The 13390-nt window shown below is 31.6% G+C and carries 13 protein-coding genes; all 13 read left to right on the plus strand.

All coding sequences use genetic code 11. From position 1 onward, the window contains the following. Positions 1–143 precede the first annotated feature (143 nt). The 13 genes from ACKC83_RS07890 to ACKC83_RS07950 all read left to right on the plus strand — a co-directional run bounded on the left by ACKC83_RS07890 (position 144) and on the right by ACKC83_RS07950 (position 13348). On the plus strand, positions 144–1013 hold the full coding sequence (locus ACKC83_RS07890) for a glycosyltransferase family 2 protein (protein ID WP_434037647.1): 870 nt from the start codon (positions 144–146) through the stop codon (positions 1011–1013). Positions 1014–1171: 158 nt separating this feature from the next. Then, positions 1172–1666: an acyltransferase gene (locus ACKC83_RS07895; protein ID WP_434037648.1), complete on the plus strand. Its 495-nt coding sequence runs from the start codon at positions 1172–1174 to the stop codon at positions 1664–1666. An 11-nt stretch (positions 1667–1677) separates the two neighbouring features. Continuing rightward, positions 1678–2652, plus strand: coding sequence for a glycosyltransferase family 2 protein (locus tag ACKC83_RS07900; RefSeq protein WP_434037649.1), 975 nt, complete (start codon positions 1678–1680; stop codon positions 2650–2652). 10 nt (positions 2653–2662) lie between these two features. Next, a complete protein-coding gene (locus tag ACKC83_RS07905) occupies positions 2663–3952 on the plus strand; it encodes a hypothetical protein (protein WP_434037650.1) in 1290 nt (429 codons plus the stop codon). Between the two features lie 11 nt (positions 3953–3963). Beyond that, positions 3964–5214 (plus strand): hypothetical protein, encoded by a 1251-nt coding sequence (locus ACKC83_RS07910; RefSeq protein ID WP_434037651.1) that lies wholly within the window; start codon positions 3964–3966, stop codon positions 5212–5214. 1 nt (position 5215) lies between these two features. Further along, entirely contained in the window at positions 5216–6376 is a 1161-nt protein-coding gene (locus tag ACKC83_RS07915; protein WP_434037652.1) for a glycosyltransferase family 4 protein, read from the plus strand. Positions 6377–6396: 20 nt separating this feature from the next. Continuing rightward, entirely contained in the window at positions 6397–7683 is a 1287-nt protein-coding gene (locus ACKC83_RS07920; protein ID WP_434037653.1) for a hypothetical protein, read from the plus strand. Beyond that, entirely contained in the window at positions 7667–8662 is a 996-nt protein-coding gene (locus ACKC83_RS07925) for a glycosyltransferase family 4 protein (protein WP_434037654.1), read from the plus strand. The genes ACKC83_RS07920 and ACKC83_RS07925 overlap by 17 nt, the downstream gene beginning before the upstream one ends. Then, positions 8655–9794 carry a glycosyltransferase family 4 protein gene (locus tag ACKC83_RS07930; RefSeq protein ID WP_434037655.1) on the plus strand — a complete coding sequence of 380 codons (1140 nt, stop codon included), beginning with the start codon at positions 8655–8657 and terminating at the stop codon, positions 9792–9794. Before ACKC83_RS07925 ends, ACKC83_RS07930 begins: the two co-directional genes overlap by 8 nt. A 17-nt stretch (positions 9795–9811) precedes the next feature. After that, positions 9812–10759, plus strand: a complete 948-nt coding sequence (locus ACKC83_RS07935; protein ID WP_434037656.1) for a UDP-glucuronic acid decarboxylase family protein — start codon at positions 9812–9814, stop codon at positions 10757–10759. 1 nt (position 10760) lies between these two features. Further along, a complete protein-coding gene (locus ACKC83_RS07940) occupies positions 10761–11300 on the plus strand; it encodes a WcaF family extracellular polysaccharide biosynthesis acetyltransferase (protein WP_434037657.1) in 540 nt (179 codons plus the stop codon). Positions 11301–11304: 4 nt separating this feature from the next. Beyond that, entirely contained in the window at positions 11305–12060 is a 756-nt protein-coding gene (locus ACKC83_RS07945) for a glycosyltransferase family 2 protein (protein ID WP_434037658.1), read from the plus strand. 154 nt (positions 12061–12214) lie between these two features. Beyond that, positions 12215–13348, plus strand: coding sequence for a glycosyltransferase family 4 protein (locus ACKC83_RS07950; RefSeq protein WP_434037659.1), 1134 nt, complete (start codon positions 12215–12217; stop codon positions 13346–13348). The last annotated feature ends 42 nt before the right edge of the window (positions 13349–13390 follow it).

The raw sequence follows: 13390 nt of genomic DNA on the forward strand, positions 1-13390 counted from the left end.
ACGATGTATTATCAATTGAATATAAATATTTTAATGAATTTTAGTTCTAGGAACTAAAATTGAATTAATAATCATATCGTCAAAATAATATTTACTATAAATAGTTTAAACCTTCAGAGAATTAATAGCTTAATATAAAAATAATGAAAGAACCTTTAGTTTCCGTTTTAATGACGGTGTATAATAGAGAAAAGTATATTGCTGAGGCTATAGAGTCTGTTTTGGCTTCTACATACCAAAATTGGGAATTAATAATTGTAGACGACCGTTCTAAAGATTCGTCTGTTGAAATTGCCAATTCATTTAAGGGTAAAGATAATAGAGTTAAGGTTTATATTAACGAGGTGAATTTAGGGGATTACCCGAATAGAAATCAGGCAGCATCTTATGCTAAAGGGAAATATATAAAGTATGTTGATGCAGACGATAAAATTTATCCTTTTGGATTAGAACAACTTGTTTTTTTTATGGAGCAATTTCCTGAAGCAGGTTATGGTTTGTGTTCTCTTGCTCAAGATAAAAGCAAAATGTATCCATTTCAATTAGATCCAATGGAAGCTTATTATAGACACTATTTTGAACAACAATTATTTCATAAAGCACCTTTGTCGGCTATAATCAAGAAAGATAGTTTTGAAAAGGCGGGGAGGTTTAGTGGTAAACGTATGCTAGGCGATTTTGAGATGTGGCATGTGCTATCTCAAAAATTTCCTGTAGTTTTAATGCCTCAAGGTATTGTTTGGTATAGAGAACATGATGAACAAGAAATGTCTTTGCATAGAAGTGATCCGATGCAACCTTTTAGATATAAGTTGCTAGCAGAAAAATTATTAACAAGTGATAAATGTCCTCTAACAGGGGAAGATAAAGAAAAGGCTATTAAAAAAGTTAAAAGTGAACAAATTGGGGCTATTTTATCAGCAAGTAAACATTATAGTATTAAGAAAGCGTTAGAATTGAAAAATGCAAGTGACTTGAGTTTTTTAGAAATTGTTAAAAATAAACTACCCTAAAATTGAATATAACAAAAGAAAAATTATTATACATTGCTAAGAATCCATTTAATATTTTTATTTGGATGATTACTAGGCTGCCCTATTTTAATTTTCTTAGAGATTTTGAACATACAAATTATCCCGTGACTTTTAGTTTTTGGTTTAACCAGAAAGTATTGGGACATAATAAGGATGCTTATTGGCCTGTTCATAAAAGTTCTAGAGTTGTTGGTGTTCAAAATATATATGTGGGAGTAGGAACCTTTCCTGGCTATCAAAGAAATGTATATATACAAGGCACGGGAAAATTATACTTTGGTGATTACACAGGAGTCGCACAGAATTCTGGAATTTTAAGTGGTAATCATGATATGTATGATCATCGTAAATTATCTGCAAAAGATACTACAATAGGTTCGTATTGTTGGATAGGAATGAACTCCGTAGTATTAGGAGGTGTTACATTAGGAAATCATACCATTGTAGCTGCAGGATCCGTAGTAACTAAATCTTTTCCTGAAGGGAATTGTGTTATTGGCGGTGTCCCAGCAAAGGTTATTAAAGAGCTAGATCCAGAACAAATGGTGGATTATGAGTATAAGGTTAAATACCATGGTTATATAAAACAGAGAGATTTTGAGAAGTTCCGTAAAAAGAATTTAAATGTTTAAACGTTGTATGTATGAATAGCCACAAAGTATCAGTTATAATTCCTTTATATAATTCAAGTGAATTTATTAATGATACTATACAATCAGTTCTAGATCAATCGTATCAAAATATTGAAATTATCATTATAGATGATAATTCTACAGATAATTCTTTCAATAAAGCATTAGAATTTCAGTCAGATAATCTTATTATAAAACTTAATAAAGGCAAGGGAGCATGTTCTGCTCGTAATTATGGTTTTGAATTAAGTTCAGGAGACTATATACAGTTTTTAGATGCTGATGATATTTTAAGTAAAGATAAAATTGAAAAGCAAGTTAAGACACTTAACGGTTCAAAAACAAAATTGGCGGTGTGTAATACGGTCCATTTTTCAGGAAAATTAGAAGATGGGAAGTGTGTGGATCAAGCCTATGTGTATTCTACTCCAAATCCAGAGGAGTTTTTTATTAATTTATGGGGAGGTAATAATTTACCTATGCATATGATACAAACAAGTGCATGGTTAACTCCTAGAAATTTAATTGAAAAAGCGGGAGTATGGAATGAAGCACTAGCAAAAGATCAAGATGGTGAGTTTTTTGCACGAGTTGGTTTGCAAAGTTCCGGTATAATATATGTTCCCGACATTATAAATTACTACAGAAAACATAACACAGGTAAAAATATAGCCTCACAGAAAAAAGAAATACATTTAAAAAGTATTCTAAAAGCTACAGAATTAAAAGCGGAATATTTATTTTCTAAAACTAAATCAGATGTCTCAAGACAAGCTATTGCTACTCAATATAAACATGTAGCTATAGATGCTTGGCCTCAATATAAGGAGATCTATAAAACGGCCATTAATAAATGTGAAGTTTTAGGTGGTAGTAAATACAACCCTGTTTTAGGAGGTAGTGTCATTGAATTTATTAAAATTACTTTAGGGTGGAGAATAGCTAAGTCAGTTGCATTCTATGGTAGAACATTTTTAAACAGATAATCTAATTAATTTGAAGCATTTACTATTCTTAACTACCAATAATTTAGCAACAAATCCGCGTCTTGTAAAAGAGGTACAGTTGGCATTACAACTTAAACATCGCGTTACCATTATTATGTTTAAGCTTAATAATTGGAGCGATGCTAAAAGTATTCAGCTAAAAGATCAATTATTGAAAATTAATAATAATGACGAAAACTATCTTAATATAGTAGAGATCGAGGCTATACCCTCAAATAGATTAAAATGGATTTATTTAGGAATTTCGGAAAAGTTAGCAAAAAAAGTTTCAGGTTTTATTTCTACAAATTTTAAATTAAATGCTTTAGCAAATAATCGTAGGTCCTTACAGATTTACGATTTAGCAAAAAAGAATAAAGATATACCTGATTTAATTTGTGCCCATAATATGGGAACGTTATACCCAGCACAGAAATTAAGTGAATTGTGGAATGTGCCATTTGTTTTCGATGTAGAAGATTATCATCCCGGCGAAATCGTTTCGACAGATGGAGAAATAGCCAAGAACCGTACCGAGTTTTTAATGAAATCATTTTTACCGAAAGCAAAAAGTGTAACTTTTGCTAGTCCGCTCATTGGTCAATATACTTTGGATTTAATTGGAGGACATGCAAGTCATGCTGTCGTTTTAAATGGTTTTAACGATAAAGAATTTAGTTTGTTATCGCATTCAGAAAATAGTTTAAATAAAAAAGACACGTCTTTAAAATTGGTTTGGTTTAGCCAAAAAATTAGTTTCGGACGAGGTTTAGAACAGTTATTTAAAGCTCTAGTTGGAATTACAAAGTCAGATACCAATGTAGAAATAGAGTTAACGTTAATAGGTGAATTAGATTCAAATTTTGAAACACAAGAACTTTTAGAATTAAATAAAAAATTAGAACATACAAGTTTAAGTGTTGTTATAAAGGAACCCTTAGGGCAACAAGAGTTACATGCTACATTAAGTCAGTTTGACATTGGTTTAGCATTAGAATTTAATTCAAGAGATTTAAACAGACAAATATGCTTAACCAATAAAATTATAACTTATGCTCAAGCAGGGTTATATATTTTAGCAACAAATACAAAAGCTCAAGAGCAGTTTATTGCAGATTATCCCGAACTTGGTATGTTGAGTGAGCAATCTGATATAGAAATTTCAAGGACTCTAGTAAAACTATATAAGAGTAAAGATCAAATTAAAGCAAATAAAATATCTAGATTCCAAGAAGCAAAAACTTTAAGTTGGGATGCCGAACAAATTAAAATTCAAGAACTTTGGAATCAAATACTATAAAAAATAACGTTTTGAAAACAGTCCTTATAATATATCCTCACTGGGTTCCCGCAAACTTAGCTGGAGTGCAAAGACCGCGTTTAATAGGTAATTACTTAAAGCAATTTGGTTGGAAGCCATTATTACTTACGGTAGATTCTAAATATTATGAAGAAACACCGGATCCGCATATATCTAAAACAGCCTCCGAAGATATAGAAGTTATATATACTAAAGCCTATAATGTTACAAAACCAAGACTGATTGGAGATATTGGACTAAGAGCGTTTCCTTTTCTTAGAGAAAAAGCATTACAAATTTGTAAAGAGCGAAAAATAGATTGTATTTGGATTCCAATACCCTCATTTTATACGGCTATATTAGGGCGTGTAATTCATGATAAAACAGGGATTCCTTATGGTATTGATTATATAGATCCTTGGGTACGCGATATTACAAATCAAAATGATATAAGAGCAAAATTAAGTCAGACAGTAGCAAGAACATTAGAGCCTTATGCTGTGAAAAGGGCAGCATTTATTACAGGGGTGTCTACACCTTATTACTGGCCAGTTATAGAACGTAACTTTAAGACGCCACCTGTGCATGCAGGAATGCCTTATGGTTTCGATCCAAACGATCATAAATTAAAATTAGAGGGGTTAAAAATGCCATGGGATGGAATAGCTAATTGCAAACCTTGGATTTATGCAGGTGCTTTTCTCCCTAATTCACATTTGTTTATGGATTGTTTTTTCAATGCTATTAAAACATTGAAAGACAATGGAAATTGGGATGCCGATATAAAATTGTATTTTATAGGAACAGGGCCATACCCTGCCAAACGTATAACAGCTTATGCTGCAGATTATGGTTTAGAAAATATGGTTGTAGAACAAAGAGAACGCCAACCATTTTTAAATATTTTAAATTATTTATCACAAGCAGATCGCGTAATGTTATTTGGAAGTACCGAGAAACATTATACAGCTTCAAAAACTTTTCAATGTTTGCTAAGTGAGCGTCCATTGTTTACTATATTACATGCAGAAAGTTCTGCAGTGAAAGTTATTCAGGATGTAAAAGCAGATGCTTATTTGGTACCATATCATGAAGGAGATACTAAATCTAAAATTGTGGATGGAATTATAGATGTTTTAGATTCATTCCAAAAAGATGAATCATGGTCTCCAGAATTACAGTCTTTAGATCAGTATTCTTCTAAACAATCAGCAAAAGTACTTGCTGAAGCTATGGACAAAGTTTTAACTAATATAAAATAGTTTGAAAAAATTAGCAATAGTAACAACGCATCCCATTCAATATTATGCGCCTTGGTTTAAATTAATAGCAGAAAGACAAAATGTAGAAATTAAAGTTTTTTACACTTGGTCTCAATCCGCCGAAGAAGTAAAAGATAAAACATTTGGTAAAACAATTAAATGGGATATTCCATTATTAGAAGGGTATACTTACGAGTTTATAAATAACGTTTCCAAAGATCCTGGAACACACCATAAAAATGGAATTGATTGTCCCGAATTGAATGATAAAATTGGTGCTTGGAGACCAGATGCTATTTTAATTTTTGGTTGGTATTTAAAAAGTCATTTAAATGCCATGAAATATTTTAAAGGGAAAATTCCCGTTTGGTTTAGAGGAGATTCGACATTGTTAGATGACAGCCCGGGACTAAAGCAAGTCTTACGAAAGTATTATTTAACATATATATATAGGTATATAGATAAAGCTTTTTACGTAGGCTCTCAGAATAAAGCTTATTTTAAATCCGTAGGATTAAAAGACAGTCAATTGGTATTGGCGCCTCATGCTATTGATAATGCTAGATTTAATGACTCTGAAACTAATAATTATGAAGCTTTAGCATTAAGTTGGCGAAAAGAACTAGGGTATACCCCAAGTGATTTAGTGGTTTTATTTGCAGGTAAATTCGAATCTAAAAAGCAACCTGACTTTTTGTTAAAAGCTGTCCAAAAAGCCAATCTAAATAGGAAATCGCCTTTAAAGTTGTTATTAGTTGGCCATGGTCCGCTTGAAGAGGAATTAGTAACCTTGTCGGAACATGATTCTAATATAAAAATCATACCATTCCAAAATCAGAGTAAAATGCCCATATTGTATCGTTTAGGTAATGTGTTTTGTTTACCATCCAAAGGACCAGGAGAAACTTGGGGGTTAGCGGTAAATGAAGCTATGGCATCTTCTAGACCAGTAATAGTTAGTAATAAAGTTGGATGTGCATCTGATGTGATACAGCCAAAGGAAAATGGTTATGTGTTCAATTATGATAACGAAAGTGAATTAATAAATATATTTAATAAAATTTTAGTTTCAGAATTAAAGATTATGGGGGAGCAAGCCCAACGTAATATAGAACAATGGAATTTTACGAAAATTGTTGAAGCTTTAGAGAATGAATTTTAATTCTGAATTACGTTAATTAAATGGATGGTTGGACTTTAATTGGGTGCTTATCAGTAATATACTTAGCTGTTCTATTCGTAAAACGATTAGGAAAAAGCGTGCCTATATTAGAGTTAATGACTTTGATTGCTGGTTTACAGTGGATTATAGGTCCAATTATTGAATACGCTAATCCATCAAATCATTATAAATATTATATGTATGTAGATCAGGAAACTTATATGAGTTTTATTGTACCTGCATATATTGGATTTATGGCTTTTATTCTTTTAGGAATAAAGAGTACCCAAAAATACAGAATACCAATAGCCAATTTAGAATATTATTCTAAATATGGTTTAATAATTTTCGGAATTGGAGTGTTTTTTGATTTGTTCGGAGGCGTTTTACCAGGAGCTCTAAAGTTTTTCGGTTTTATATTATCGAATTTTAAGTTTGCAGGAGCAATAATTTTATATTTTTCGAAAGATGCGCTACTTAAGAAGGTGTTTTATGGAGCCATTGCTTACCTCTTTGTAATCGCTTTGGCTAAAGCCATGTTTCATGATTTAATTTTATGGTTGGTATTTTTCTATATGTTTTGGGCTATAAAGACAAAACCGTCAATACCTTTTATTTTAACGACCTTTCTAATAGCAGCCCTTTCATTAACTACATTACAAACGATTAAAGCGGCTTACCGAAGTCAGGTTTGGAGTGGTTATTCGGGAAATAAAATTGAGTTGTTTTTAACTTTGATAACCGAGTCCATGTTTGATGGAGATAGCAATATAGAGGAGGTGGATTCGGGAGAACCGGGTACCAATGTGAGACTAAATCAGGGGTGGATTATTAGTGCAGTGCTCTATCAAATACCAAGCAACGAACCATTTTTAGGAGGAGAAACGATTGAAGAAGCTGTTTTTTCGTCTCTATTACCTCGGTTTTTAAATCCGAATAAAGCCAAAGCCGGAGGTCAGGTTAATTTTAGAAGGTTTACAGGTTTAGACTTATCGGATGGAACCTCCATGGGTATTAGTATTATTGGGGAAGCATACGGAAATTACGGCATAACAGGAGGGATTCTTTTTATGAGTGCTTGGGGATTCTTTTTAGCAAAGGTATGGACTAGATTATTTAAAGTCGTATTGAAAAATATAATTTTTGTTGCTTTTTTACCTATTGCATTTTTGCAAGTCATTAAGGCAGAAACAGAACTCGTAGTGGTTTTAAACCATTTAATAAAATCTTTAATAGTTATATTTTTCTTTTTTTGGTATGCAAAAAATTATATGAATTGGAAATTTTCGAATGGAACTAAAGGTTAATTATATATTTAGAAAGCGTTTGCCACAATACAACAGTATTGAAGAGCTGTTTGGTGCAATTCAGGATAAACTAAAAGATAGGATAGAGATAGATACTCAAGAACTCAAGTTATCTGGAGGCAGTCCAGTTGTAATTTTAAAAAATATTTTAAGTTTTAAAAAGAAGTCGCCTTCTCAAATAAATCATATTACTGGAGATGTAAATTATATGGCATTGGTTACAAGAAAAAAATCGGTGTTAACTATTCATGATATTGGTTCTATTTTAAAAGGGAATGTTTTAAAACGATTATATCTTAAGTTAATTTGGTTTACTTTGCCCGCTATTTTCGTTAAGAAAATTACAGTGATTTCTGAATTTACTAAGGCAGAACTATGTAAAGTTATTCCCTTCGCTTCAAAGAAAATAGAGGTTGTTTATAATCCAGTGCATTCAGAATTAAGGTATTGTCCAAAAGAAAAGGAAACTGTTTGTCCAAATATTTTATTGATTGGAACTAAGCCAAATAAAAATATTGAACGTACTTTTGAGGCTTTAAACGGAATAACGTGTAAATTAACGATTATAGGAAAATTAACAGAAGATCAATTAAGACTTCTAAAACTGTATAAGTTAGAATATAAATCGATGTTTCAAATACCTTATGCTGACATTGTTCGAGCGTATAAGAACTGTGATTTAGTTTTGTTTGCATCGACTTACGAAGGTTTTGGAATGCCTATTATTGAAGCCCAAGCCATTGGTAGACCTGTTATTACGTCTAATATAGGAGCCATGAAAGAAGTTGCAGGAGATACTGCGTATTTAGTAAACCCTTATAATGTTGAAGAGATTAGAAAGGCTGTGTTAGCGATTACTTCTAATGTAGAGATGCAAAATGAATTAATAAATAAAGGGCAAATAAACGTTGAGAGATTTCATATTGATAAGATTGCAGAAGATTATTTAACTATTTATAAGGACCTTATTAATGCCTAAAAAAGAAAAAATATTAATTTTTATAGATTGGTTTTTACCGGGCTACAAAGCAGGAGGACCAATTCAATCTGTAAATAATATAGTGTTTCATCTTCATGATGAATTTGATATATCTATAGTAACTTCAAATAAAGATTTAGGAGAATCTGTTCCTTACGACAATATAGAATTTAATACTTGGCAAGTAAAAGCAAATTATAAAGTGATTTATTTAGATGAAAACCATCAGAATAGCGCACTATATAAAAAGTTGATTAAAGAGGAACATTTCGATTATGTGTATTACAATTCGTTATTCTCTATTAAGTTTACCTTACTTCCTTTATGGACATTTAGAAAAATGGTTTTAAAGCAGGTTTTAGCACCTAGAGGTATGGTAGGTAAAGGGGCCTTAGCGATAAAACCCTTGAAGAAGAAACTATTTATCTCACTATTCAAGTTAAATGGGTTGCATAAAAAAGTAGTATGGCACGCCACCTCTAGTTTGGAAAAAGAAGAAATCGAGACGCAGTTCGGACACGGGTTAGATATTCGTATTGCGCCAAATTTATCTTCAAAAATGGGTGAATATCAGGAAAAAGAAAAAAGTGAAAAATGTTTGAATATCTTTTTTCTTTCTAGAATAGCACTTAAGAAAAATTTATTGAAGTCTTTAGAGTATCTATCTCATACAAGTTCAGAACATACTATTAATTTTACTATAATCGGTCCAATTGACGAATCTGAATACTGGACGGCTTGTGAAAATTACATTATGACATTACCAAGTCATATAATAGTAAATTATTTAGGGGCAGTTCCAAATTATAAATTAAAGGACGTTTTAAAAGCACAACATGTTCTACTATTACCAACTATGCACGAAAATTTCGGACACGTAATTATGGAATCGTGGCAAAATGGTTGTCCTGTAATTATTTCCGATCAAACCCCTTGGATCGATATAAAAGAACAGAAAACGGGGGTTGCAATTCCATTGTCGGATGCATCTGAATATGTAAAGGTGATAGATTCCTTCTCAGACATGGATCAAGATACATTTAATACATGGTCTAAATCGGCATATGATTTTGCAAAATCATTTACCCAAAAGCCACAACTTATTATAAATACTAAAAAATTATTTAATTAGAAACACATTATTTAAAGATGAAAAGAATTTTAATTACTGGAGGAGCAGGTTTTGTAGGATCACATTTATGTGAACGCTTATTAAACGAAGGCAATGAAGTTATTTGTTTGGATAATTATTTTACGGGAAGTAAAAAAAATATTGAACATTTAATGGATCACAATTATTTCGAATTAGTGAGACACGATGTTACGCAACCTTATATGATTGAGGTCGATGAGATTTATAACATGGCCTGTCCAGCCTCACCAGTACATTACCAATACAATCCTATCAAAACAATAAAAACTTCTGTTATGGGAGCTATTAATATGTTAGGGTTGGCGAAACGTGTAAATGCTAAGATTTTACAAGCCTCTACAAGTGAAGTGTATGGAGATCCAGCAGTACATCCACAACCAGAAACGTATTGGGGAAATGTAAATCCAATTGGATTACGTTCTTGTTACGATGAAGGAAAACGTTGTGCCGAAACCTTGTTTATGGATTACCATTTACAAAATGAAGTTGCCGTTAAGATTATTAGAATTTTTAATACTTATGGCCCAAATATGAACCCTAATGATGGGCGTGTAGTTTCTAACTTTATTGTTCAGGCTTTAAAAGGAGAGGATATTACAATGTTTGGAGATGGTTCGCAAACACGATCTTTTCAATATGTAGATGACTTGGTGGAAGGAACAATTAGAATGATGAATAGTCGTGATGGTTTTATGGGACCGGTAAACATTGGTAATCCAGTTGAGTTTACAATGATGGAATTGGCAAGTAAAGTTATAGAAATGACAAATTCTACGTCTAAAATTATTCATTTACCTTTACCTCAAGATGATCCGTTACAACGTAAACCTGTAATCGATTTAGCTAAAAAAGAATTAAATGGTTGGGAACCAAAGATTCATTTAGAAGAAGGTTTAGTGAAAACAATTAGTTACTTCGATAATTTACTTAAAGCTGAACAATAATTTGAAGACGGATTTATCAAATTATAATAATAACTGGTATCAACCAGGAGGGAAACTTAAAATCCTGCTCTGGTATTTTATTAATGTGTTGTTTTTTATAAATCCATTAAATCCTGTTTCTAGTTTAAAAGTGTTTCTTTTAAAATGTTTTGGAGCTAGAATAGGAACTGGAGTCGTTATAAAACCAGGGGTGAATATAAAATATCCATGGTTATTAAATATTGGCGATTATTCATGGATAGGAGAGAAGGTTTGGATTGATAATCTAGCACAAGTGACCATTGGGAAACATGCTTGTATTTCTCAAGAGGCCATGTTGTTATGTGGAAATCATAACTATAAAAAATCGACTTTCGATTTAATGGTTGGAGAAATTATAATTGAAGATGGTGCCTGGGTTGGTGCAAAATCGGTGGTTTGTCCTAATGTGAAAATTGAATCTCATGCTATTTTAACAGTGAATTCGGTTGCCACTAAGACATTAGAAGCTTATTATATTTATCAGGGAAATCCAGCAAAACAAATACGTAAAAGAGAATAGATTAATGAAAGTTTCGATTATCACGGCTACATATAATAGTGAAAAAACTATAGAAGATTGTTTGCAATCTGTCTTAACTCAAGATTATAATAATATTGAATATATTATTATTGATGGAGCATCTAAAGACAATACCTTAAGCATAATTGAAAAGGCGAAGCTTAAGCATGAAAATATATTTAGCGTATCAGAACCCGATAAAGGTATATATGATGCATTGAATAAAGGAATAGAGAAAGCTACAGGGGATATTGTTGGTTTTTTACATTCTGATGATTTTTTTGCTTCGAATGCGACTATTAGTCATATTGTTGAGGCGTTTAATTCTAATAAGGTAGATGGCGTTTATGGTGATTTACACTATATAAATGCAACCAATTCAGATAAGATTGTTCGCAACTGGAAAAGTAAGCCATTTTCAGATAAATTATTAAAGCAAGGTTGGATGCCAGCGCATCCAACGTTGTTTTTAAAGAAAGCGGTTTATAAAAAGCATGGGGTATTTAATATTGCCTTTAAAATCGCTGCAGATTACGATTTAATGTTAAGGATCTTTAAGGACACAACATTACAATTCAATTATTTGCCAGAAGTAATTACTAAAATGCGCGTTGGAGGTGCAAGTAATAGAAGTTTAAAGAATATTTGGTTAAAGACTCGGGAGGATTATATGGCCGTAAAAGGAAATAAAATCAGTAGCCCAGCCTTAGTTATTTGTTCAAAAAACTTATCTAAAATTCCTCAGTTATTTAAAAAGTAAAAACTATTTTTACAACATTAACGGATATAAGCATTTATATTAAACCGAGTTCTTGAATCTATTTGCGTTACATTATTTATTAGTAATGTGATTATTTGAAAACCATGTAATTGTTTATATTTTTATAATACATACTGACCCAAAATCGCTATTAATGAATTTAATCAACCAAATCATTCAAAATGGAAACGGAACAACCTTGTTGTTTTTTCCTTTTCTTCTAGCTTTAGTTACTGCTTTTTTAGCTTTTCCTACAATTATTTTTATTGCCCATGCAAAGCAATTGGTAGATGTTCCAGATAAACGCAGTGTGCACTCCAAAACAGTTCCGACCTTAGGAGGTATTGGAATTTTCTTTGCTGTCGCCATTGTGTTAACTTTATGTGGTGCGTTTTTAGATGCAAAATTATTAATGCCAATAGTTGGAGCGTTAATAATTCTATTCTTTTTAGGAGTGAAGGATGATATTTTAATTCTTTCACCTAAGAAAAAAATGTTAGGGCAGATCATCGCTGCACTTATGGTTATTTTGATAACCGATATTAGAATTACAACTTTTTCTGGTATTCTGGGCCTTGAAGATTTACCGTATTTTATCTCTATAGGATTTACATTATTTGTTTTTATTCTAATAATAAACGCATATAACTTAATAGATGGTTTAGATGGTTTAGCTGGTTCCGTGGGATTATTAGTTTCGATGTTTTATGGGTTCTTGTTTTTTAATATGCAGGAAATGTCTTTAACAGTAGTGTCTTTAGCTCTAGTGGGCGCCTTAATTCCTTTTTTATACTTTAATTTCTCTAAGGTTAGAAAAATATTTATGGGAGATACAGGATCCATGGTTGTTGGTTTTTTACTGGCATTTCAATCGGTTGCCTTTATTAGTATTAACCAACTAAATCCGATGGCTCAATTTCATTTAAATGCGCCAATAATCGTTTTGGCAATATTATTTTTTCCTCTTTTGGATACACTTCGAATTTTTTATGTACGTGTTGTTATTCTTAAAAAACATCCGTTTAGTCCAGATAAAAATCACATACATCACCATATGTTACAACTTGGTTTAAAGCATTGGCAGGTTACTTTAGTGATTTCAATAGCTTCCACATCTGTGTTAATTGGTGCCTTATTAGCACAAGGACTTAATGTTAATATCCAATTATTAATTGTTATTTTAGCAGGTCTTCTTATGTTTTCTTTGCCATTTTTTATAAATTATAGTGTGTTTAAACAGCGCATTAAAATGAATAAATTTTTAAAGAAATTACATATAATCCATTAATAAAGAGTGAATTAAAACTTGAAGAAATACAAACGTAGTTCT

The organism is Formosa bonchosmolovskayae (genome assembly GCF_051016085.1).
GTDB lineage: Bacteria > Bacteroidota > Bacteroidia > Flavobacteriales > Flavobacteriaceae > Formosa.